The sequence below is a fragment of the Thioclava sp. FR2 genome (assembly GCF_051200875.1).
GTDB lineage: Bacteria > Pseudomonadota > Alphaproteobacteria > Rhodobacterales > Rhodobacteraceae > Pseudotabrizicola.
In genome coordinates this window covers 2407573-2430981 of sequence record NZ_CP195191.1, presented here as the reverse complement: position 1 = coordinate 2430981, position 23409 = coordinate 2407573, and the positions used below count along the sequence as shown (strand labels likewise).

20 protein-coding genes are annotated in these 23409 nt (G+C 59.8%); 10 read left to right on the top strand and 10 right to left on the bottom strand.

The genetic code is table 11. The annotated features are described in order from the left end of the window. Window positions 1–129 precede the first annotated feature (129 nt). Window positions 130–699 carry a sigma-70 family RNA polymerase sigma factor gene (locus tag ACSBLW_RS11795; RefSeq protein ID WP_435260100.1) on the top strand — a complete coding sequence of 190 codons (570 nt, stop codon included), beginning with the start codon at window positions 130–132 and terminating at the stop codon, window positions 697–699. Then, window positions 696–1340: a ChrR family anti-sigma-E factor gene (locus ACSBLW_RS11790; protein WP_435256816.1), complete on the top strand. Its 645-nt coding sequence runs from the start codon at window positions 696–698 to the stop codon at window positions 1338–1340. Before ACSBLW_RS11795 ends, ACSBLW_RS11790 begins: the two co-directional genes overlap by 4 nt. Window positions 1341–1521: 181 nt before the next feature. On the opposite strand, the gene ACSBLW_RS11785 is transcribed toward ACSBLW_RS11790, so the two are convergent. The 6 genes from ACSBLW_RS11785 to ACSBLW_RS11760 form a co-directional block, all read right to left on the bottom strand. Beyond that, entirely contained in the window at window positions 1522–2196 is a 675-nt protein-coding gene (locus ACSBLW_RS11785) for a DUF1523 family protein (protein WP_435256815.1), read from the bottom strand. 7 nt (window positions 2197–2203) lie between these two features. Next, a complete protein-coding gene (locus ACSBLW_RS11780) occupies window positions 2204–2473 on the bottom strand; it encodes a hypothetical protein (protein WP_435256814.1) in 270 nt (89 codons plus the stop codon). Continuing rightward, window positions 2470–3831 carry a DUF6638 family protein gene (locus ACSBLW_RS11775; RefSeq protein WP_435256813.1) on the bottom strand — a complete coding sequence of 454 codons (1362 nt, stop codon included), beginning with the start codon at window positions 3829–3831 and terminating at the stop codon, window positions 2470–2472. The genes ACSBLW_RS11780 and ACSBLW_RS11775 overlap by 4 nt, the downstream gene beginning before the upstream one ends. Window positions 3832–3919: 88 nt before the next feature. Continuing rightward, window positions 3920–5848 carry an ATP-binding protein gene (locus tag ACSBLW_RS11770; protein ID WP_435260099.1) on the bottom strand — a complete coding sequence of 643 codons (1929 nt, stop codon included), beginning with the start codon at window positions 5846–5848 and terminating at the stop codon, window positions 3920–3922. A 15-nt stretch (window positions 5849–5863) separates the two neighbouring features. Beyond that, the gene (locus tag ACSBLW_RS11765) at window positions 5864–6994 is read right to left on the bottom strand and encodes a hypothetical protein (protein WP_435256812.1); all 1131 of its coding nucleotides are present in this window, start codon (window positions 6992–6994) and stop codon (window positions 5864–5866) included. Between the two features lie 15 nt (window positions 6995–7009). Beyond that, window positions 7010–8083, bottom strand: coding sequence for a hypothetical protein (locus tag ACSBLW_RS11760; RefSeq protein ID WP_435256811.1), 1074 nt, complete (start codon window positions 8081–8083; stop codon window positions 7010–7012). 117 nt (window positions 8084–8200) lie between these two features. Here ACSBLW_RS11760 and ACSBLW_RS11755 point away from each other — a divergent pair, with 117 nt between their 5' ends. Beyond that, window positions 8201–9469, top strand: a complete 1269-nt coding sequence (locus ACSBLW_RS11755) for an acetylornithine deacetylase/succinyl-diaminopimelate desuccinylase family protein (protein ID WP_435256810.1) — start codon at window positions 8201–8203, stop codon at window positions 9467–9469. A 77-nt stretch (window positions 9470–9546) separates the two neighbouring features. On the opposite strand, the gene ACSBLW_RS11750 is transcribed toward ACSBLW_RS11755, so the two are convergent. After that, the gene (locus ACSBLW_RS11750; RefSeq protein ID WP_435256809.1) at window positions 9547–11523 is read right to left on the bottom strand and encodes an FAD-dependent oxidoreductase; all 1977 of its coding nucleotides are present in this window, start codon (window positions 11521–11523) and stop codon (window positions 9547–9549) included. Between the two features lie 326 nt (window positions 11524–11849). On the opposite strand from ACSBLW_RS11750, the gene ACSBLW_RS11745 reads away from it, so the two are divergent. After that, complete coding sequence (locus ACSBLW_RS11745) at window positions 11850–12389, top strand: DUF2087 domain-containing protein (protein ID WP_435256808.1); 540 nt, start codon at window positions 11850–11852, stop codon at window positions 12387–12389. Between the two features lie 88 nt (window positions 12390–12477). Next, entirely contained in the window at window positions 12478–13065 is a 588-nt protein-coding gene (locus ACSBLW_RS11740; RefSeq protein WP_435256807.1) for a hypothetical protein, read from the top strand. A 7-nt stretch (window positions 13066–13072) separates the two neighbouring features. Here the strand turns inward: ACSBLW_RS11740 and ACSBLW_RS11735 are convergent, their stop codons facing one another. The 3 genes from ACSBLW_RS11735 to ACSBLW_RS11725 are packed head-to-tail and all read right to left on the bottom strand — an operon-like array spanning window position 13073 to window position 17380. Further along, entirely contained in the window at window positions 13073–13891 is an 819-nt protein-coding gene (locus ACSBLW_RS11735; RefSeq protein WP_435256806.1) for a glycosyltransferase, read from the bottom strand. Beyond that, complete coding sequence (locus ACSBLW_RS11730; protein ID WP_435256805.1) at window positions 13885–16425, bottom strand: hypothetical protein; 2541 nt, start codon at window positions 16423–16425, stop codon at window positions 13885–13887. Before ACSBLW_RS11730 ends, ACSBLW_RS11735 begins: the two co-directional genes overlap by 7 nt. A 7-nt stretch (window positions 16426–16432) precedes the next feature. Beyond that, window positions 16433–17380 (bottom strand): hypothetical protein, encoded by a 948-nt coding sequence (locus ACSBLW_RS11725; RefSeq protein WP_435256804.1) that lies wholly within the window; start codon window positions 17378–17380, stop codon window positions 16433–16435. A gap of 73 nt (window positions 17381–17453) precedes the next feature. Here ACSBLW_RS11725 and ACSBLW_RS11720 point away from each other — a divergent pair, with 73 nt between their 5' ends. The 5 genes from ACSBLW_RS11720 (at window position 17454) to purH (ending at window position 23407) form a co-directional block, all read left to right on the top strand. After that, window positions 17454–17690 (top strand): WGR domain-containing protein, encoded by a 237-nt coding sequence (locus ACSBLW_RS11720; protein WP_435256803.1) that lies wholly within the window; start codon window positions 17454–17456, stop codon window positions 17688–17690. Continuing rightward, window positions 17687–18736 (top strand): saccharopine dehydrogenase, encoded by a 1050-nt coding sequence (locus ACSBLW_RS11715; protein ID WP_435256802.1) that lies wholly within the window; start codon window positions 17687–17689, stop codon window positions 18734–18736. The genes ACSBLW_RS11720 and ACSBLW_RS11715 overlap by 4 nt, the downstream gene beginning before the upstream one ends. An 85-nt stretch (window positions 18737–18821) precedes the next feature. Continuing rightward, entirely contained in the window at window positions 18822–19973 is a 1152-nt protein-coding gene (locus ACSBLW_RS11710; RefSeq protein ID WP_435256801.1) for a saccharopine dehydrogenase family protein, read from the top strand. Between the two features lie 92 nt (window positions 19974–20065). Further along, a complete protein-coding gene (locus ACSBLW_RS11705) occupies window positions 20066–21790 on the top strand; it encodes a heparinase II/III family protein (protein WP_435256800.1) in 1725 nt (574 codons plus the stop codon). Between the two features lie 27 nt (window positions 21791–21817). Continuing rightward, window positions 21818–23407, top strand: a complete 1590-nt coding sequence (purH, locus tag ACSBLW_RS11700) for a bifunctional phosphoribosylaminoimidazolecarboxamide formyltransferase/IMP cyclohydrolase (RefSeq protein WP_435256799.1) — start codon at window positions 21818–21820, stop codon at window positions 23405–23407. The last annotated feature ends 2 nt before the right edge of the window (window positions 23408–23409 follow it).

The window sequence follows — 23409 nt, the reverse complement described above, 5'->3', positions numbered from 1 at the left end:
GATCCACTTTCGGTCAGCCCCCGTAAACACGTCATGATGTTCGAAACCATGCGCGCAGAAAATGTGGATGCAGTTGCGGATACAAGGCACTATGCTTTGATCCAACAGACGACTGTCCGCCCAAAGGGAATGCGCCGCTCGGTGACGAACGAAGACGAAAATTGGACGGCGCTTGTGTTTCGGGTGCGCGACCATCAGGATAAGGCCGCTTTTGCGGCCCTGTTTCGGCATTTCGCGCCACGCGTGAAAGGCTTTCTGATGAAGTCGGGCGCATCCGAGCAACTGGCCGAGGAATGCGCGCAAGATGTCATGGCAACGCTTTGGCAGAAGGCGGGCATGTTCGATCCGACACGGGCTTCCGTGGCGACTTGGGTCTTTACCATCGCCCGAAACCGCAGGATCGACGCCTTGCGCAAGGCGCGCCGACCAGAACCCGAAGACCTAAGCTGGGGTCCGGACCATGAACCGGATCAGGCCGAAGTGTTCGAGGTGCAGCAAGATTCAGAACGATTGGGCAGCGCGCTTGCCCAATTGCCACCGAAACAACGTGAGTTGATTGAACGCGCCTATTACGGCGACCTGTCTCATAGCGAAATCGCGGCGGAAACGGGCCTGCCCCTGGGCACAATCAAATCGCGCATCAGACTGGCGCTCGACAAGTTGCGTCAGACATTAGACGTGAAGGCACAAAAAGAATGACGATCCGGCACCATCTTTCTGACCAGTTGTTGATGGCCTATTCGGCAGGGGATCTGTCCGAGGCCTTCTCGTTGGTCGTTTCCACACATCTTTCGATGTGCGATGACTGCCGCGCCCGATCCGAGGCTTTTGACGCCGTCGGCGGGGCCGTCATCAATCAGGGTTTTTGCGCCATGTCGTCGGGCAGCCTTGACGCTTGCTTGTCTCGAATCGACGGTCTTGCCCAGTCGGGTCCGGCCCCACGGCGCAAAGCGGACCCGGTTCTGCCTGCCCCCTTGGTGGATTACATCGGCGGTGGTCTGTCCGAAGTCAAATGGCGTCCTCTGGGGTTTGGCGCAAAGCAGGCGATCCTGCATCTGAACGACAGTTCCGCGTCGGTGCGCCTGCTGTCAATCCCGGGCGGTGCGGCCATGCCGGAACACAGCCATCGCGGTGTAGAACTGACCTTGGTGCTGCAAGGGGCTTTCCGGGACGAGACAGATCGTTTCGGTCGCGGTGATGTCGAAGTTGCCGATGACAGTCTCGAACATACGCCCGTGGCCGAAGAGGGCGAGAGCTGCATTTGCCTTGCCGCCACCGAAGGCAAGCTGCGCTTTAACAGCCTGATCCCGCGGCTCGCGCAGCCCTTCTTCCGTATCTAAAAGGCGTTTTTCCCGTGTCGGCGTTGTGCCCACGGGAAAACCACGGTTGTAACACGGAATAACCACGCAAAGCCCACGCCCAATCTGGGTAGTGTGCCCCCGGGATCGAAGTCGAGGCCAACAACGCCGCAAAGGCTAGGGATAGCGGAGAAGCCCTGTCTATCCGTGTCCCAGCTTTCGCTTAACGCCGCGGCGGCTTCCTTTTCCACGTATCCAGCCAAGCGCCAAATCGGCCAAACACCCCTCGGGCCTGTTCGCGCGCGGCATCTGCCTTGGCATCAATTTCCTCCCAAGTTTCAGACACTTCGTCCAAGGCCGGGTCGATCGTGCGTTCGCGGAATTGCAGCCACATCCGCCGGATCATCAGCAAGATCAGCGCCACTATGGTCAAGAGGATGATATTGACCCAAGGTATGATCCGCACATCCGGACCTTCGACTTGGCGCACCCCCACGGCATTCGGGAAGATGGTGAAGAACTCATTGCGCCAGCCGTAATGGGTGATTGCGACCCATTTCGGCGCCTCTGTGGTCGAAGTCAGCTCTTGTGCTTCGGTTTGCAGGTTCGAACTGTCCAGCTTGAAATAAGGCGGCCAACCCCATCCGGTGTCTTCGTTACGGTAGACCATGACTTTGCCATTGGTCAGCACTGTGTTGATAAACCGGACATCCCTGTTTCCGGTCGCAGCCGTGCCTGCATCCGGGCTGGCCCAGAAGATCGAGTTCTCGCCAAAGTCGATGCGACGGTTTTCAGTGCCGACAATCCGCACGATGTCATGCTGCGGCAAGGTATAGTGCAGGAAGCCAAAGATCAGCGTGGCGATGATCAGCCACAGGGTCCATTTCACATAACGCATTGCCGCCTCACTGGAAATTCAAGATGTAAACCAGCGCGAAGAAGGCGATGGTCGGTATTATGTAAATCAGCCAGAGCAGGCGTTTCTTCAACCCCTTCTCGTACTTGACCATCCCGTTTTCAATATACGCGCTCCGCTCACCCTCGATGCCCCCCGCATCAAAGCGCTTTTCAAGCTCTTCGCGGTGCAACGATCGCCAATAGATGCCGACCAGAAAATAGATGACCGTCAGGCCTATCAGCGCCATGGCCCAAAGCCGTATCCAGCCAAAGATCATCCACGCCCCCTTTCTACGGCCCCCCATGGCCCCACAACCCTTCCAAGGTCGCGGGCGGGTTTCGGGTCGGGGCGATGGCGCTCACTCATTCCCGGCTCTGGACCAAACAGCGCATCCCGCGCGCCTTGCTTGTCGACAACATACTCACGCTCGAGGAAATCCGCCACATATTGCCGCTTGCGATCCGACCACTGCGCGTAGCTGGCGTAGAACAGTTCCTTATGTGTGATATACATCTGACGCACATCCATCGGCGCAAGTTCAGACAGCAGCATGTTCACCAGATCGCGGTCCTTATGTGCCCGTGCTCGCAGCGTGTAAAAGTAAGCAGGATGCTCACTGTCAATGCGCGGCCAGGGGCCACCGGCCTCGATCCACCGCAAAAGCGCCGCAAGGCCCTGAAACTCCAAGGGAAGGCTCTCGCCCAGTCGATAGGCGATTTTGCGCAACTCCGTACGGCGCGCATCCCCTACTTCAAGGTTCAACCGGTCAGCCGCATCCACCAGAATGAAGTCCATCTTCTGGCGGATCACCGCCGCCGCATCCATCCCGCGCGCCTGCACGATCGGTTCGACCAAATTGTTACGTTCCAGCCAATCGGCAATCTGGTTGCGGTTAGACAGGTCAAAAACCGGCGAAATAGGCAATTGCCCAAGGCTTTGCCGCGGCAAGACCGAGATCACGGCAGGAAAGCCGACATCGCGAAACACATAGACCCCTCCAAAATGGCTGGTCCAATAGTTCGGCTGCTCAAAGCCCATTTCTGGCAGGGTGATCGGCACCCGCGTGACGTCACCGGTTTTCTTGGCCAGCCCAATCATATCCGCTATCAGAACATCATCACGCCACCCGTCCGGGTCGGTTCGGAACTTGTCGATAAGCTTCGCCAGCTTGCCCGCATCCGCTACATGCCCGCCGATGGTATCCGCCACGACGGTGATGCGCCGAATGTCCATCAGCTTGGCGGGTGAGGAGATGTCATAAACCGAATCCTGCAATTCCCCTGCCACCGCATCTCGCGCAGTCAGGGCAAAAAGCTGGCTTTCGTTGGCATCAATAAACTGCCGGATGATCCCGCGGCTGGTCGAGAATTTGGCATTGAGCAATGGCGCGTGTTTCTGTGCCGTGGTCAGCAGAATGAACTGTCGGTTCGCGCCATTGGGGTTGAGGTAAATGTCGTCGCCCAATTCCGCCCCGATCTCGGGCGAGTAACCCGAGATATCAATGTGGAAATCCTCCAGACGCGTTTCCCGCCCGCAAAGATGCTTCATCGCCCGCTTGTATCGTTCAACAAGAGCGGGGGAGGACACCTCGATGAGGTTGCCGAACATCAGGCCCTTTTCGATGAGGCGTTTCACGCGCTCGCACTCCCATTTTCTGTCGAAAAATATCCCGGGGGAGCGCCGAAGGCGCGGGGGCAGAGCCCCCAAGTCTGGGTCAGCATCATCAGCCTTTCCCCTCCAGATAACGCCGCTTTGCCTCTTCGGTGCGGCCGAAGTCTCGCACCATGTTGGTGATGGCAACTTCATCCGACTTGTCGGCATAGCGGAATTCGCTGTCGGCGTAGCGGTTGATCTCTTGGATCACCATGTCAACGGTGATCGGCGTCGTCAGGCTGCGGATCATCACCAGCTTGTCGTCATAGGGTTTGAAGAGGAAGAGGTCGGGGTTTTCCATCCATTCATCGGGCAGTTCGAAATCCATCGCCCGCACCTTGACCGCATCGGTGATATTCTTGATCGCACGGCCGGTGAAACGTTCATCCGCTTCTTGGATCGCCTTCAAATAGCGGCCGATTTTCGCAATCGTATCCAGCGGCCCGATCTCGGCGGCAACCTTTTCCCAGACCTTGATCAGCCCGTCTTCATGGGGCCGCGAATGGCCCTCGAAACTGGCCGCGACGGCCTTTTTGATCTCTTGGGCCGCAAATAACTCATGATCGCCCAAGGGGATCTGGTGGTTCTTGCCCAAGAGCAGCGAGAGGATGTCGATATAATCCTCGCGCGTTTGCGGGCCATCGACGAGGAATCGTGCGCCGGCCCTTTGGCGCAGGGCGTCGTCAACATTCTCGGGGTAGTTGCTGAACATCCCAAAGGTGCAATTGCCGCGCACCACAGTGCCCGCCCCGGCGAATGCCCCCATGAAGACCGCTGTAACCTCTTGCTGGCCGGCGCTCGACTGCCGGTCGCCGCGCTTGCCCGCCACTTGGTCAATATCGTCAATGGTGCCAAAGCCGATCACGCCGGGGTCGATGATCGTGTCGATAAACGCCTTGGCGTTCTGGCCCGACTTGCCCTGATAACTGTCGATCTGGTCGATTGAGAAGTTCTGATAGCGGAATGGGTAGCCTGCCACCTTGCAATACTCATTGAGCAGCCCCGCCATCATCTGGATCAGGGTGGTCTTGCCTGTTCCCGGCTTGCCGTCGCCCATGAAGGTAAAGATGAACCCGCCCAGTTCGGCAAAGGGGTTCAGCTTGCGGTCAAAATCATAGGCCATCAACATCTTGGCCAGTTTCATCGACTGATATTTGGCGATGTGGTTGCCCACCACCTCATGCGGTTTCTTGAACTGCATGGTGATCTGCCCGCCCTTTGCGGCGCGGGCGGGTTTGAAGCCGGACAGGCTTAGCCCATCAGCCTCGACCTTCCAGGAATTGTTGATAAACCCATCAAGCCTTGGAGCATTTGCCGCGCGCAACGCCACCTTTTCCATCAGCGCTTCGCAAAAGGCGGCAACCGTGGTAGCAAGGCGCGGTTCTTCCGTCACGTGCAGGCCAATGTCCTGATCCAACTCCCACAAAGCGCCTTGCAAGGCCAAGGGGGCATTGTCGGTCAGCACTTCGTCGACCGTGCCGACCTCAACCGTCAGTGCGCCCAGATGAGGCGCCAGAAGGAATGCCGTGGCGTTGGCAAAGCTAAAAAGCGAGACTAAGGCTTCAGCGGCCAAAAGTTCGGTGAATTCGGCGCGACGAAGGTCTGGAAGCCGACCTTCCAGATTGGCTTTCTTCAACTCTCCCAAGGCGGATTGCTGGGCAAAAGCCTCTCCCATCGCCAAGGCGATGGCGACTCCCCTCCGCAAGGCATGAAGGACCGCGGATTGCTGCGGGGAAAGGAGTCCGTCTGCCAACGCTTCAACCCGTTCAACCACCCTTACTCCTCCGGGCCGGGTGGTCGGTCGGGTCACAAGGCCGGGTGTCGTGGATCGGAACCGGGGGCGCGTGCCAATGCCGGGGCTGCGCTCCGGGGCGGCGGGTTCGACTGATTTCGCAAGGCGCGGCGCATGATCAAAACCGGTCAAAAGGTTCAGCGCGGTGTCATACTGGGCCCGTATCGCTTCTTCCTTCAGCTCCATCGTATCACGCGTGGACATAATCGTTTTCCTTTGAAATCAACGGGTCGAAATGATGCGCCCACCCGCGCCAACGATGAATTTGCGCACATCGCGAAAACCCGGAGGTTTCAAATCCATAAGGACTTGGAATGGACGTTCCGGCAAGATCACCATGCGCTCCATCCGGGTTGCACCGTGGTCAACACCCTGCCCCAAGAATGGATCAAGCTTGAAAATCTGGCGTTCGACGGTCGAGAACCAACCGTCCTTGACCTGCTCGGTGCGATCAGAAATCAGATCCTCGACAGTCCAGACCAATGCCCAGTCCTCGCCTTGCGGGGCCTTTGCCGTGGTCAGAACATCAGAGATCGGACCTGATTGCAGGGTATAGGCGCTGGAATACATCGGCCCAAGGTGAATGCGCCGCAGACGTTTGGGGTGCAGATCGGCAAAGTCGGTGTCAAACCCGGTCGCGATGGTCAACAGTTTCAGCCCGCCCATGGATTGAGCCATCAAATGCTGCTGCGCCATCGGCCAACGTCGATCGTCGCTGGGCAAAGCCTTACGCCCTGAATCCTCGACATCCATCAGATACACAACTGGCTGGTTCAACTGCGTGTCGAATACCGCCCAATGGATTAGAAACTTTCGTCGTTCACCGATATTCTCAATCCACTGCGCCTCGGGATCATTGCGTGACAGGAACATTCCCCCTTGCGCCAAGGCTTCGTAATAAAGCCGCTGCGACAGGGCAAATTGAAGCGCCGTCGGGATGGAAAGATCGCCAACGATCTGACGCACCATCCTGTCCTTCAACTCCTCCACGCTGGCAATGCCCGCAAGATGTTTGTGAACATTGGCGGCATCCACCGCCATCAACATCAATTCTTGCGCAACGGGAAAGCCGCTTTCATGCCAGTCGAAGGTCAACCGTGGCGCACCATCTGCGCGCCCCGTCATTAGGTACTTATGCGAAAGCGCCTGAAAGGTCTTTGCTAGGGCTGCCAGATAGCGCCCCAGCACACGCGTTTCAGTGCGGCTGAGGGTGCCTTCATTTTCCAGTTCCGCCGCAACCCGGCCAAGATGCCCCGAGATGCGGTCAAACTTCGCGAAATAGCGACGCACGACCTGAGTATCGCTCAACTCGGCATGGTCTTTCGTCAGCTTTTCCTTGACGTCGTTGTTCACGAATTCCCCGCAGGCTTATTCGCCATAGGCATTCTTGTCATGCTTTTCGACAATCGCAGCAAAGCGGCGATTGAACCGTTCATCGGCCTTTGCCTTTTGTTCCAGTATCTTGCGCGCAAAGACCATATGAGCTTCATGGGCTTCCAGCATGTCGGCCATCTTGTCATTGGTGGCGGCGCCGATGGCGGCCATTGCGGCTTGGGCTTCCTGATCGGTCTTGACCCCGATTTCGTTGATCCGGTGGGCCACGTCCTGCTGCTGTGCGGTCTTCAAGCTGGAGGTCAGGGCATCATACAAGACAACACGCTGCTTGGTGTCTGTTTGCAGCTTGTTGATTAGCACCAATTGGGTGGCCGCCTGGTTTTGAAGGCTGTCCATCCAGGTCTTACCCTTTTCGATATACCGCTCCAGCGTCTGGCTTTTCGCCAGCTTCACCTGCTCGTCCTGCACAAGCGCATTATAGCGCGTGTTCAGGGCTGCAAGTTCCGTCTCCAACTTGGTCCGCGCCGCTGCATCCTGTTCGACACTGATCTTGTTTTCCAACTCAATGATCTTTGGGTCCATCCCGGCGATCTCCGCCCGAACGGCCTCCAGCGCGCCAACGGTGTCTTCGCGTTCAGTCAGGGTGTCCGACAAGTTGGCTTCAACGCTGGACTTCTGACCATTCAACATGTCGAGTTGGCCTTGAAGCAGTTTGACGATCACGTCGGACTTGCTGATCAGGTCTTGAAGTTTGTCGTCAATGCTGGCCGACCGCAGGCGTTCTTGGCGCATGCTTTCGGACTTTGCATTGCTGAAAATGCCGATGAAGCTTTCCATACCGGTTTTCGACCGCATTTCGTCGAAGTCCTTGGAAAAGCCCGCCGTCACATCATCCAACCCCATGATCAGTTCGGCGATGTTGGCGTTCATCAGATCGGTGTGCTTGTGCACGTCTTCCAACGTCGCATTCTCAATGTCGATCGCGGCCTCTCCGGCAGCCAGTTTGGCGCGCGCGGTCTCGATCCGGCTGGTCACGGCCGAAATCTTGGCCTGTGCCTCTGCCACTTGTTTCTGGCTCTCGGAAATCTGCGCTTCAAAATCGGCCATATTGCCCTCCACTGGACCACGCCTATGTTTGTTACTTAGGAATGTAAAAACAAATTACATCCCCGACATCGGGGAAATCGGATTGCCGAAACAACAGACCCACGCCACGATACCCACATGTCAGACCATGCCATTCTTGCCGCAGTCGATGCCCGTCGCCAAGACCTTATCGGTCTGACGCAAGACTTGATACGAATCCCGACTTTGAACCCGCCGGGGCGCAAATACCGGGAGATTTGCGATTACCTCGCCGCCCGACTGATCGCTCACGGCTTTCAGGTAGAGTTCATTCGCGCGCGCGGTGCCCCGGGGGACAGCGATCTCCATCCCCGGTGGAATCTGGTTGCGCGAGTTGAAAGGGGTTCGGGTGACTGCGTTCACTTCAACAGCCATCATGACGTGGTGGAGGTTGGGCATGGCTGGACCCGTGACCCCTTTGGCGGAGAACTGGATGGGGACAGGATCTATGGCCGCGGTGCTTGCGACATGAAGGGTGGCTTGGCGGCAAGCATCATTGCCGCCGAGGCCTTTTTGAACGCGAAACCCGACTGGCAAGGAGCAATTGAAATTTCAGCCACGGCTGATGAGGAAACGGGTGGCTACGGTGGCGTCGCCTATTTGGCGGAACGTGGATATTTCTCACCCGACAGGGTGCAGCATGTCATCATCCCGGAGCCGCTGCACAAAGACCGTATTTGCCTTGGCCATCGAGGCGTCTGGTGGGCCGAGATCGAAACCCATGGCCGCATTGCCCATGGCTCGATGCCCTTTCTGGGGGACAGTGCGATCCGGCATATGGGGGCCGTGCTTTCCGAAATCGAGGAACGCCTTTATCCCTTGCTTGCAACCAAGCACACTGCGATGCCCGTGGTCCCCGAAGGTGCACGCCAGTCGACACTGAATATTAATTCAATCCATGGTGGCGAAGCTGAGCCCGAGGCGGGATATACCGGATTGCCAGCCCCCTGTGTGGCAGATCGCTGCCGGATCATCATCGACCGGCGTTTTCTGATCGAAGAAAAGCTGACCGAAGTGAAGGCCGAGATGGTTTCAGTTTTAGAGCGGGTAAAGTCGCAGCGTCCGAGCTTTCATTATGAGATCCGCGATCTTTTCGAAGTGCAGCCCGTTATGGCTGACAGGGACGCGCCCGTTGTCCGGTCCACGGCGGCCGCGATTGAACGTGTCTTGGCGCGCTCTGCGGATTATGTCGTTTCGCCCGGAACTTACGATCAGAAGCACATCGACCGCATCGGGCGGCTGCAAAACTGCATCGCTTACGGTCCAGGCCTGCTTCATCTGGCCCACCAACCGGACGAATGGGTTGGCGTTCAGGACATGCTGGACAGCGCCAAGGTGATGGCCTTGGTTTTGGACGATCTTCTGTAGAAAGGGGGCGCTGCCCCCATGCAGCAGGTTTCTTTGAAACCTGCTGACCCCCGGGATAATTTCGGGCAGAAGAAAGATCAGAAGGCAAAGGCAATCTTGCGGCCCTCGTGAAAGGCGTAGGGGGCCTGTCTTGGGGCCACGCAATCGCCGATGCGATAGGTGGTCTTCCCCGCAAAGCTGTCCGGCCAAGGATCGAAGGCCACATTTGTGGTGGCCATGACAAGTCCAGATGCGGGCAGCGTCGTTTCTTCGCCGGTCAGAAAGCTGCGGATGCTGACACCATTTCCGTGCCAGCGGGTCAGGCAATGCTCGGTCAGCATTTTTGTGCCAAGCTTTGCAAGCCGTTGGCGCGCGGGCCCATCGGCGGAGGTGCGGGCAATTTCCTTGCCGATAAAGGGGTCGGGAGTGATCAGGGTGACCTTGTGGCCGCGTTCCGCCAGTGCCCAAGCCGTACCCACGCCGCGCCAATTGCCGCCTTCGTCATAGACGACGACGTGGTCGCCCAGTCTTGCTTCGCGGCGCATCGCGGCTTCGGCTGACCACACCCCGCCAAGCTGATGCCCGGGAAGCGGGCCAAGGTCGGGCGCCCAGCGTTGCAGCGCCGTATCGTCCGGGAGGGACCCTGTCGCGAGGATGATGATTTCGGCCGGGTGTGCGGCGATTTCGTCCTCATCTAGGAAGGTGTTCAGGCGGAGCGTGACACCAAGGCGGGCGAACTGTCGTTCGTACCAGTCCAGCAGATCAAGGATTTGCGCCCGTCTGGGCTGTTCCCCCGCTAGCCGAAATTGCCCCCCGGTCTTTGGCAGTGCTTCAACGATTTCAACGTGATGACCGCGTTCCGCTGCAGCGCGTGCGGCTTCAAGGCCGGCAGGGCCGGCCCCGACAACGAGAACCGATTTTGGATTTTCCGTCGGCGTAAAGCGGTCGCCGCCCCATTCCCATTCGCGACCGGCGGAAGGGTTGATCAGGCAGGAGATCCAGTAGTCGCGTGAGCGTCGCCCCCAACACATCTGATTGCAGGAAATGCAGCCGCGGACATCTTCGGCGCGGCCTTCGCTGGTTTTGCGGGCCAGATGCGGGTCTGCGATCTGGCCGCGGACGATCGAGACAAGGTCGGCCTGTCCGCTGGCGATGACGGCCTCGCCGTTTTCGGGGGTGCGGACATGCGCCTCGGACGTGATAACGGCATGTTTCACAACGCCTTTCAGGATCTCTGTCATTGGCGTTGTCAGCTTTTCGCCGAAAATGAAAGTCGGCATCAGGCGTTCGAAATCGAGATACCCGCCGTGACCGCAAGTGACGTAATCGACATGTCCAGTGGCATCGTGCAGGGCCACGATCTCGGCCAGATTTTCTTTTGAAAGCAGAACGTTGTGACTGTCTGAGGTGCTGACGGCAAGGCCGATCACGAAATCCTCGCCGCAGGCTTTGCGGATGCCTTCGATGATGCGTCTGGAAAAACGGGTGCGGTTTTCAAGGCTTCCACCCCAGTCGTCGTCACGGGTGTTGGACCATGGGGTCCAGAACTGATCAAGCAGGGAATGGTAGGCGGCCCAGACTTCAACCCCTTGAAATCCTGACTTTTTGCAGCGGATTGCGGCGTTGATATGGGCCTCGATCAGCTCTTCGATTTCGGCCACTGTCATCTTATGAGAGCCGTCGCTGTCGTGGTAGCTGGAATGGCCGGAGGGGGACCAGTGGGGGGCGAAGCTGAGGTCGCTGTCGCCATGGGCGCCGATATGGTAAAGCTGTTGGCAGATAACGGCTCCGGCGGCCTTTACCTCATCCGTAATCTTTTGAAATGGCTTGATAATTTCGTCAGACGAATGCAGCAGGTTGCCGCGTGTCAGAACCCCGGTCCGATGCACCGGAACCGGTTCGCAGACAACCATCGCAGCCCCGCCAAGTGCCCGTTCCAAAAGGTATTTTCCCATTCGTGGGCCGGGAATTCCCTGATCTGACATGTTGTTTGTATGGGCGCCAAAGACGATGCGGTTGCGCAGGGTGTGGCCGCGCAGTTGCAGGGGGGAAAGCAGGTGCGGGTGCCGAGTCATGACGTCCTCCAATCAGGTCAGCCTAGCGGTGAGAGCTTTCCGGGCGTGAGGCCCGAATGCGACCGGAAACGACAAAAATCCGCCAGAAACGTCGGTGCACCTTGCGTACACCCCCTGTACACCCCCCGTGCAGACAAAAGGCAGAGCCTTTGCCGGCTTGTCACGAGCGGATGCAACGCGTAGCTTTGCCCAAGGGTCAGCAGTTCACCCAGGCGTCACCGGGCCATTCAGCCAGCTAAACCTGCTCATCCTTCGGACCCATTTCCTGCATGGGGCCCTGTTGCAAGCCGGTGACCACGACGCTTTGGCCTGACCATGAGGATATGATGACACGGGATTTGATTTCCCTTTCGGTGAGTGACCTTTCCACCTTTGCCAAGACCCTGCTTCTGGAACTGGAGCAGCAGGCAAAGCCGCCGGGGCATGTGGCCCTGATGAACATGTTGGCCCGTGCGGCGGGCTTTCGCAATTTGCAGCACCTGCGCGCTGGGCAAACCCGCGAGAAGGTGGAGCAAGTGGCGCCGGTGGCAGATGCGGCCCTTGTTGAGGTGATGTTGCGCTGTTTCGACAAAGAGGGTCGGTTGATCCGCTGGCCTGCGAAAACCCATTTGCAGCATTTGGCGGTACGGGTGCTGTGGGCGCGGATTCCGGCGCGGGCCGTGATGGACGAGCGCGCCTTTAGCGCGGCCTTGAACCAATGGCACACGTTCGGCGACGCCCCCATTTTACGGCGGACGATGGTGGAATTGGGGCTGATCACGCGGAGCGCGGATTGCCGCGATTACTGCCGGGTCGAAGCGCCGCCAATACCGGAAGCGCGCGCGGTCATTTCGATCTTGGCGCAACGCTTGCCGGCCGTCGCCTGAAAAATTTGCTCCGCGACCAGACAACGCAGTCGGAATCCCGAAATGAATACGTATATAACTTTGCGAATGTGATTTTGGAGGACGCGCTATGAAAGCGGTTAAGGTCTTGGTGGGCGTGGGGGCTTTGGCTCTCGCAGGGTATGCGGGCACGCAATATGCCGGGGCGCAGATGATGGGGATGAACCACGACCAGATGCATCAGATGATGCATGGGCCGGGGGGCATGGGCCATGATGAGGCCACGATGCCGGGACTGCGGGGCGAGAATGCCACGCCCGAGGAAAGCGCCGAACTGGCGGTGATGTTTGCGGGCTTTCAAACCATGACGCGCACGGTCGAGAACCTGCCAAACGGTATTCGCACGGTCACCAAATCGTCGGACCCGCAGGTGATGGAGGCCTTGGTCAGCCATGTCAGCGGAATGATCGGACGCGTCGACGCCAAGGATGACCCGAAGATCTTTATCCAAAGTCCGACCTTGGACATCTTCTTTGAGCGGTCAGAGAAGTTGGAGACAACGATTGATGTGACTGAAGAAGGGATTGTCGTTGTGCAGACCAGTGATGACCCTGAACTGGTTGCCGCCTTGCACACCCATGCGGCTGAAGTGTCCGACATGGCCGAGCGGGGAATGCAGGCGGTGCATGAGGCGATGATGAAGCGGATGGGCGGCTAAGCTGCCCCTAGCGGCCCCGTGTAAAGGCGGGGCCGCCGCGTTTCAGACGCACCGCCAGCGAGACGGCGGCATAGGTCGCAAAGCCGACCGGGTCTTGCAGAAGCATCCCGACAAGGCGCGTTTTGGACAGGGGCGGTTTGCCTTCGCGTTCCAGAAGGCCGGGGTAAAGGCGCTCCAATTCTTTCACGCCCGCGTCCTGGCGTCGGCGGACGCGGGTGAGCGCGGCAAAGCCTTCGATCATTGGCCAGAGATAGGTGTCGTTTACCTGAACGCGTTCGTCGGGTTGAAACTGAAGCCGTACGAAGGTGTCGTCGGAAATGATCGCCGGAAATTCTTGCCACCGGGCGCGACCGGCAGCGTTGACGGCAAAGAGGCCGTAGCCGGGGGCCGTTGTCTGGTTGAACGGCAAGCCTTTCCAGAACCGAGCATAGGCGCGGGTCACGGCGCTGCGGGCAGGCGGGATTTTGGGTGTGCCGCTGGCGTAACGGGGCGCGTCTGTCGACAGCGCGGAGACGAGCGCGGCAAGCAAGCCCCGGCTGACGATGACATCGGCGTCGAGATAGGCGCGGACGGGGTATTTCGCCAAAGCGTCGCCTTGGTTCAGGGCAAAGGGTTTCGAGCCGGTGGCAAAGTCCAGAACCGTGCAGTCCCAGCTTTCGGGCGCTTCTTCGGCAAAGACCTGACGGGCCAAGTCGGCGGTCTTATCCTTGCAGCCATTGGCGACCACGATGACCTGCGCCTGTGGAAGGGACGAGGCGCAGAGGGCCGAGAGGCAAGGGCCGATCCAAAGCTCTTCGTTTGAGGCAGGGATGATGACGGTCAGCATGAGAGGCAACCCTTGGCAAGCACCTGCCAGCGGGGGTTTTCGTCGCCGAGATGGCGGAGCGCTCCCCATGATCCCCATTGTGACGGGGATGCGACATCGACGAAGGCGTTGAAGGGTTCCGGGGTGAGGCCGGACCAGCCGTTCAGAAGCCTTTCGTAAAGTGCGGCCATTTCGGGGGTGTAGTTCAGATGGGTGAAGAAGGCGGTCAGGCGGGCGTCTTCCACCGCGGGTCCATAGCCCACGACATGGGTGCCACCTTCATACATCATCAGGCGCAGGTCGTGATCCGAGGCGACCTTTGCGTGATAGGGCAGGATGTCGGTCAACAGGCGGTCCAGCGTGTCAGCGGCTTCGCCGGTCAGAGTGCCGGTTTCGATTTCGGCAATCGCTTGGGCCACGGCGGCGTCAAAGCGGTGGCGGCTTATATAATCGACCTCTGCCGCGCCGGTCAGGGCCTGCGCCTTGGCTTGGTCCTTTGCGGCGGTCTCGGAAGCATCAAGCCATGTGTTGAGGGCCGATGCTTTTTCGGGCGATCCGAGCAGGCCCGAGAAATAGCCGGTGACGGCATAGGCGTCGAAATGGGTTGAGGGGGCGAGGGAGCCTGTGGCGATGATTTCGGGGGCGGAGAGGATTTGTTCTTCGAGCCCAAGCCAGCCGGTTTGGGTGGCGAGGATGCGGGTCAGCCTGTCTTGGGCTGCGTCGCCGTAAACCTCGGCCCAGATATCGGCCACTTGGGCGGCGCGAAGGGCGTAGTACTGGACCCACCGCGATTCCCCGCCCCAAAGGGCGCGGCCCTGTTCTTCGGCCCAAGCGGCCTGCGCGAATTGCCAGTTCCAGACCTCGTTGGAAAACTCGACATGGGCGTTCAGGGCGGGGTCGAGGCTGTCTTTGACGGTGGTGGCGTAAAAGCGGACCAGATCATCCTTCGCCAGATGCGGGATGGTCAGCCAAGGGTTGGCATCCAGTTCATTGGCAAGAGCGATGATCACCTCGATCGGCGCGCCCAGGCGGGACCAAGTGTAGTCGTTGGGCTTTGGCCGATCTGAGAGGTTCGCGAGCGGCGAGTCATTGGTTTTCATCCAATCCATGAAGCGCAGCGTTTTGACCCCGCGCAGGCGGTTCAGCCAGTCGGGGTTGAAGATTTTGCCTTCGGCTAGAAGGGCCGCGCGGTCCTCGCGTACGACGGTGATGTTGCGAATGGGGTCGGTCGCGTCGGTTCGGGTGAGGGTCAGGCTGACGGTTCCGGGGCCGGGGACAAAATCAAAGCGGATTTCGTTTCCGTTCGCCTGAACATTCTGGGCAAGACCCTCGAGCGTGAGGTCGCCCTTGCCCTCGAAGGTCACCAGATAGCGGCCTGAAACGCCTTCGGCATCAGAGGGAAGGTCGGTCAGGAACAGAAGCGACAGGCCCGTCAGTTCCGGCGGGATGGATTTTGGCCATCCGTTTTCGTCCAACACCCCGGCCGACGACAGGCGCGCGTGATCCCAGCCGCCGAACTGGCCGGGCAAATGGCCGGTCCATTCCCGCGCTGTTTTCAGCACGTTCAGGAACGGCTGCTGCACGGTCCAATCCGTGATGCCATGCAGGCCCAAGGCGAGGTTGGGGTTGGTGATGGGGGTGAAACCGGCGCTGTCCAAGAGTTTCGGTGAAGCGACAACCGGCTCTGCCGTCGGGGCCACAGTTGGTTCCGGCACGGCGACGGTTTGGGCGGGTTCAATGAGGGCGGCCTGTGGCAGGGACGGTTTGTAGGTGCTGACCGCCTTCCAAGCGATGCGTTGCAGGCTGGCGGCAAGGTCATCGCTGACCACGCCGTCGCGCGTGCGCCAAGACCGCGTCAGTTTGGTGGGAAGCCCTTCGGGAGATTGGCCGCGAATGGCCGCCAGATGGACAAGCGCCACGAAATATTCGCCCTTTTCGGACAGGTGGATGTCGTCGGAAAAGAATTCACCCATGTTCGAGATGCCGGGCACCCGACCTGCGGCCACCTCATCGGCCAAAAGCCCCATCGCCTGCCCGGCGGGCAAAAGTTGCACGATCTCGGATCCAAGGAGGGCATTCGCCTGATGGACCGCGCCTTCCCACAGGGGAAGATCGGCCGTCAGACGCTCTCGCCACGGTATTCCCGCGCCGCGATCGCCTTCGATCTGCGTGCCGGGGCCTGATTTGCGGCTGTGCCATGTTTCGTAAAGAAACACCCTGACATCGCTGTTCATCACCCGGGCCAGATCGGCGAAGCGCGCGATTTGTCCGGGCGTGTCATTCCATTTCAGATGCTCGGCCAAGGGGATGGCTTCGGTCACGATCAGAACATCGGTTTCCGCCTTTTGCAGTTCGACGCGGCCATCGACCCCTTGCGCCTCGGCCGAATGTTCGTAGTTGAACTTGAGAGGCGCGCCGATAATCACCTGTGCAGCGACAGAAGAGGGATCACCTGCGGCACGAAGCCCACCTTGCACAGTCACCGGAAGATCCAAGCCGATCAGGCTGTGGCCGACAAACAGGATATCGGCCAAAAGCCCCCAAATGCCTGTCATCAAGAACTTAGCCCCCGGTCTGTTGCTGCGGTACTCCGGTCAGAGCATAGCCCGTGACCACCTCCCAGACTATCCTTTGCAGGGCGTTGGCCGTTTCGGCGGCAATTGGTGTGACCGGGCTGCCATCGGCACGGGTCAGGGTGGCGGGCAGACCTTCGGGCGAGCGTTGGTAGATCGTCGCGTAATGGGTCAGGGCCATCAGATAGGCGCCAAGGTCGTTGAAATGGATCGTGTCGATTGACCCGTCGGGCAGCTTGGCGAAGAGATCGCCGCGATCTGTCAGGCCGGGGATTTTCCCCGCCTCGGCGGCGCGGACGGTTGCGGCCATGACCTGCCCGCCGGGGATGACGTAAATCGTGCCAACGCTGTCCTTGGCCATGGCGTGGCGCAACAGATCGCCTTCCCAATGGCGCGCAAGGTCGGTGTCGATCCGTTCAAGCCAGCCTTCAGGATCATCAAGCCGGTGCCATGTTTCGTAAAGATAGATCCGTGCGTCTGGCCGGACCTTGCGGATGCGGGTCGCCCAATTGGCCAGATGCTGCGCACTGGCGAAATAGCGGATGGCATCACGGATCTCGACCATTTCGGTCAGCACGACGACGGGGAAATCTCCGCTGCCAAGGCTGGACAGGGCGGGTTGAAACCGGGGGGTGGCGTTTTCTTCTTCAAAGCCGGGGATGTCACCTGTCCAATGTGCTTTTAGCGAGGCCCCCCAGCCAAGTTGCAGGGCATGATCGTGGCCACCAAGCTGCGACAGCATTGACGGCATATCTCTTCCGACAAGCGAATGACCAAGGTGGTAGACCGAGAGGTTCGTTGGGGTTGGGGGCAGCGGGTTGGTGTAGCGGGCGGCAAAATCCGCCTCGGACAAAGAGGCCGGGGCAGAAAGGCGGACCCACATCCAGACCGCGACCGCCATAAGGGCAAGTACCGCCAAACTCATTTGTATACGCATGAGGATACCCCCTGTTGCCTGCCGGAATATCTGGTAGTCCTGTCGACGAAAGACCAGATGGAGCAGCTTTTTCGTGCTGACCTTTCTTTTGACCAGACCCACCGAGCAGGTGCCGCGGTATTACCGCGTGGAAGTCGCCTACAATTTGTTTGGCGAGTATTCCGTGATGCGGGAATGGGGGAAGGCCGGACAACGCGGCCAACATTTGCTGGTCTGGTTTTCGAACTTGCGCGAGGCCTGCTTTGCCGCCGAACAGTGGCGTAAACGGGCGATGCGGCGCGGTTATAATTTGGAAGGATTGTCGAAATGACGCATTTGTGGGTCCGGGCTGAGCAGCGCCCGAACGAAGAACGTGTTGGCCTGACGCCCGCTGGTGCGGCAGAGTTGGTCAAGGCCGGGATCCGCGTGACGGTGGAGCGGTCGTCGGTTCGGGCCATTCCGATTGACGGCTATATCGCGGCGGGATGCGAAATTGCCGACGAAAATCTGTGGCCCAAGGCGCCAGCCGATGCGATCATTTTCGGGCTGAAGGAATTGCCCGAAGATGGTACGCCGCTGACCCATCGGCACATCATGTTCGGCCATGCCTATAAGGGGCAACCCGCGGGTCAGGTGCTGTTGAAGCGGTTCAAGGCCGGGGGCGGCACGCTCTACGATCTGGAATATCTCGTCGATGAAACCGGGCGTCGCGTCGCGGCTTTTGGCTATTGGGCGGGCTATGCCGGTGCCGCCGTCAGTCTGAAAACCTGGGCTGCACAGCAGCGCGGTGAATTGGTGGGGCCGGTGGCAAAATATCCGGGCAAGCAGGCCTTGCTGGACGATCTGGCCAAGGACATGGCCGGGATGGGACGGCCGCGTGCCATCGTCATCGGCGCCCTTGGCCGGGTGGGAACGGGGGCATCTGACCTGTGTTCGGCTCTCGGGGTTGCCGTGACGAAATGGGACATGGCGGAAACTGCCTCGGGCGGGCCTTTTCCCGAAGTTCTGGAGCATGAGATTTTCCTGAACTGCATTCTGGCGCGTCCGGGCTGCCCGGTCTTTGTTCCGGCTTCGGCCAAGACGGACCCGCGCAAGCTGACCGTGATTGGTGATATTGCCTGTGACCCGACCTCGGATTTCTCACCGATCAAGGTCTATGACCGGGCAACGGACTGGGCAGCTCCGGCGCTGCGGGTGGCAGAGGAGCCGCCGCTGGATGTCACGGCGATCGACAACCTGCCCTCGCTGTTGCCAGTGGAAAGCAGCGAAGACTATGCCGCGCAGCTTTTGCCAAGCCTGAAGGGATTGGTGGAGCTAGAGGCTGGCGTGTGGGGGCGGGCGAAAGCCGAATACGATCATCACAGCGCCGCGTTGTGAGGCGCGCCCAAATTTCGTTGAAGAAATTTGCCAAGAATTTTCGAAAATTCTTGGCGCGAGATGAGACCGGACAAGGGAGACGGACATGACGATTCATTGGTGTGGGACGGGGCTGTCGTCGGTTCCGGGATTGCGCCGCCTGATCGAGGGTGGAAACGACGTTGTCGTATGGAACCGGACCGTGGACAAAGCGCGCAAGGTCGTGGGCGATGTGGCCAAGGATATTCGTGCCTTTTCGCTGGAGGCACTTTCGGACGCGCTAGAACCGGGGGACATTGCGGTGTCGATGTTGCCCGCGGATCAGCATGTGCCGATTGCCAAGGTCTGCCTTGAAAAGGGCGCGCATTTTGTTTCGTCCAGTTATATTGCGCCGGAAATGAAGGCGCTGGACGAGGCGTTTCGCGAAAAGGGTCTGGTCAGCCTGAACGAGATCGGCCTTGATCCGGGGATTGACCATCTGATGGCGCATGATCTTGTGGCGCGCTATCGGGCCTCGAAAGCCTATCACCCAGACAATGTCCTGAGCTTTACCAGCTATTGCGGCGGTGTGCCGAAGATGGCGAATGCGTTCCGGTACAAGTTCAGTTGGGCGCCGGTGGGGGTGCTGAAGGCGTTGAAATCGCCGTCGCGTTCGCTGAAGAATTTCAGCGAGTTGCGGGTCAATCGTCCTTGGGATGCCATCACATCTTATGACGCGCCGCTGCCGAACCCGGAAAGCTTTGAGGTTTATCCGAACCGTGACTCTTATCCCTTCATGCAGGATTACCGGTTTGATGCAGACTGGAAGGTGCGCGATTTCGTGCGCGGCACGATCCGGCTGAATGGCTGGGCGGAAGCTTGGTCGGGGATTTTCCGCACCGTCGAAGGGCTGGAAGGCAAGCCTGCGGCAGAAGTGGACCAGGTGTTGACGGGAATCGCGACCGATCTTTTGAAAGACAACTCGTACGAGCCCGGAGAACCGGATCGCGTGGTTCTGTTCGTCAGCCTGAAGGCAGAGCGGGATGGAAAGCCTGTCTATCACGAGACTTGGGCGATGGATGCCTGGGGGGATGCGAGAGGGTCGGCGATGTCGCGGCTTGTCTCTATTCCCGTGTCTTTGGGCATTGAGGCGATCTTGGCACGCCGTGTGGCGGCGGGCGTGCATCCGGCACCGCATGATCCTGCGCTGATCAGCCTGTGGATGGGAGAGATCGGTCATCTGGCCCAATATCTGGACCGGGTCGATCATCTTGCCTAGGCCCTCCAGAGCGGGGTGACAAGTCGCCCCCTTTGGCGCTATGGTTCCGCCTGGAATGCACCGGGAATCCGGGCGAGCAGGGCGGGCGGAACATGGCATCTTGGGTCTCGGGCGCAAGCGGTGGGTGGCGGTCACGCCTTGCCGTCTGGCGCGCATCGCGCGGCCCAAAGGCTGCTGGCTTTACGTCGTCGCCTGAACCGCGATCCATTGGCATGGTTGCGCGCGGGCGGCAGCTTTGCGCCGGGAATTACCTTTTTGCCGGCCAACTGGTCGAAGCGCCGGAGATGGGTCTTTGGGACATCACAGCCCCCGACGAGGATTTCGCCGCTGAGGCGCAGGGGTTTGTCTGGCTGGACGATTTGGCGGCCTTGGGCGATGGCGCTGCGCGACAAAGGGCGCAAAACTGGACACATGACTGGATCAAGCGCTTTGGTCAGGGCAAAGGCCCGGGCTGGACGGCCGATCTGACGGGGCGGCGTGTCATCCGGTGGATTCACCACGCCTTGTTTCTGTTGAATGGCGCGGACAAGGGCCGGACCGAAAGTTACTATGCGGCTTTGACGATTCAGACCCGCTACTTGGCGTCGAATTGGCACCGTGCGGCACCCGGTCTGGCACGTTTCGAAGCCTTGACGGGGCTGGTTTATGCCGGGCTGTCTCTGATGGGAATGGATGCCTTGGCCTCGCCAGCCATCGCGGCACTGGCGGCCGAAGCGACGCGCGAAATTGATGCATCAGGCGGTTTGCAGACCCGCAATCCCGAAGAGTTGCTTGAGGTCTTTACGCTTTTGAATTGGGCCGCGTTGGCGATGACCGATGCCGGTCGTCCGGTGCCTGAGGGCCATCAGGCGGCGATGGAGCGAATCGCACCCACATTGCGGGCGTTGCGCCATGCCGATGGCGGGTTGGCCCGCTTTCACGGGGGCGGGCGCGGTCTTGAGGGGCGGCTGGATCATGCCTTGGCCAGTGCCGGGGTGCGGGCGACCATGCCCGAGAACCATGCGATGGGGTTCCTTAGGCTCTCTGGCGGGCGCACGACATTGATCGTTGACGCGGCTGACCCACCCGGAGGGCCGGCCGGACATTCCGCGCATGCCTCGACTTTGGCGTTCGAGATCACGTCCGGGCGTCGGCCCCTTATCGTGAATTGCGGATCGGGGGGGCCTTTTGGCACCGAATGGCGACGGGCGGGGCGGGCCACGCCTTCGCATTCCACCTTGGCGATCGAGGGGGTTTCTTCGTCCCGGTTCGGCCAGAAGGGGGGCGATATTCTGGCCGAACGGGCGCATGTGCTGACCCTGCGTCAGATGGACACCGATCAGGGGCGCGGCATTCACATGGCCCACGATGGATGGGCATTGACGCATGGCTTGACCCATGCCCGCGATCTGGCCCTGTCATCCGACGGGCGGCAGGTTGCGGGGCAGGATACCCTGATTTCCTTGAACCCCAAGGGCAAGGCGCGGTTTGAGCAGGTCTTGACCGCGACCAGACTTGCGGGCGTGCCTTTTACCATCCGATTCCATCTGCACCCCGATGCGGATGCAACGCTGGATATGGGCGGCAATGCAATTTCTGTCGCGTTGAAGTCGGGCGAGATCTGGGTTTTCCGCCATGACGGGCGGGCAAAGCTGTCTTTGGAGCCTTCTGTCTACCTTGAGAGGGGCCGATTGCGGCCCCGTGCGACAAAACAGATCATACTTTCGGGGCTGGCGGCTGAGATTGAGACCCGTATCGGCTGGACCTTGGCGAAGGCACAGGATACTCCCACCGCCATCCGCGATCTGGACCGGGACGATCTGCCGGTCCCTCTCTGACCTGTGCCAAGACCGAAGGTATGCCCCATGACTGACCTCGTCGCTCCGCGCCGCGCGCTGATTTCCGTTTCCGACAAGACCGGGCTGGTGGACCTTGCCCGCGCGCTGCATGAGCGTGGTGTCGAGTTGTTGTCGACCGGGGGCACCAGCGCGATGCTGCGCAAGGCAGGGATGCCGGTAAAGGACGTCTCGGACGTGACGGGTTTTCCAGAGATGATGGATGGCCGGGTGAAGACATTGCACCCGCGCGTGCATGGCGGGCTGTTGGCGCTGCGTGACAATGCCGAGCACATGGCCGCGATGGAGGAGCATGGCATTGGCCAGATCGATATTCTGATCGTCAATCTTTATCCGTTCGAGGCTGCCTTGGCCCGTGGCGCGGATTATGACGAGATGATCGAGAATATCGACATTGGCGGTCCGGCAATGATCCGCGCGGCAGCCAAGAACCATGGGTTCGTGACGACCGTGGTGGATGTCGAGGATTATGCCGCCCTGTTGTCCGAACTGGACGCCCATGACGGCAAGACCTCTTACGCCTTCCGTCAGAAGATGGCGCAGATCGCCTATGCGCGGACCGGGGCCTATGATGCTGCGGTCAGCAGCTGGATGGCCCAAGCGATTGGAGAAACCGCGCCGCGCCGTCGGGTTGTGGCGGGCAAGTTGGCCCAGACCCTGCGCTATGGCGAAAACCCGCATCAGGATGCGGCCTTCTATGTGGACGGCACCAACCGTCCGGGCGTTGCGACCGCTAAGCAGCATCAGGGCAAGGAACTGTCCTACAACAACATCAATGACACCGACGCGGCCTTTGAGTTGGTGGCGGAGTTTGACCCCGCCGAAACCGCGGCTGTCGCCATCATCAAGCATGCCAATCCCTGCGGCGTAGCCAAGGGCAAGACCCTTTTGGAAGCCTATCAAAAGGCGTTTGACTGCGACCGCACCTCGGCCTTTGGGGGCATCGTGGCCCTGAACCAACCGCTTGACGCGGAAACTGCCAAGGCCATCACCGAGATTTTCACCGAGGTTGTGATTGCCCCCGGTGCCAGTGACGAAGCGAAGGAAATCTTCGCGTCGAAAAAGAACCTCCGTCTGCTGACGACAGAAGGTCTGCCAAGTGTGCTGGATCGCTCGCTGACCGTGCGCCAAGTTGCGGGCGGGATGCTGGTGCAGGACAAGGACGCGGGCTTTGTTGGCATGGATGACCTGAAAGTCGTCACCAAGAAGGCACCGACCGCCGAGCAGATGGACGACCTGCTGTTTGCTTGGAAAGTGGGCAAGCATGTGAAGTCTAACGCCATCGTCTATGTGCGCGACGGCGCAACAGTGGGTGTCGGTGCAGGCCAGATGAGCCGCGTGGACAGTGCCCTGATCGCCGCGAAGAAGGCCGAGCGGATGGCCGATGTTCTGGGCCTGCCCCAGCCGCTGACCATTGGATCGGCGGTTGCGTCGGATGCGTTCTTCCCCTTCCCTGACGGGCTGATGGAAGCGGCTGCAGCCGGGGCCACTTGCGTGATTCAGCCGGGCGGGTCGATGCGTGACGCAGAAGTGATCGCCGCTGCTGACGAAGCGGGGCTGGCGATGGTCTTTACAGGGATGCGCCATTTCCGGCACTAATC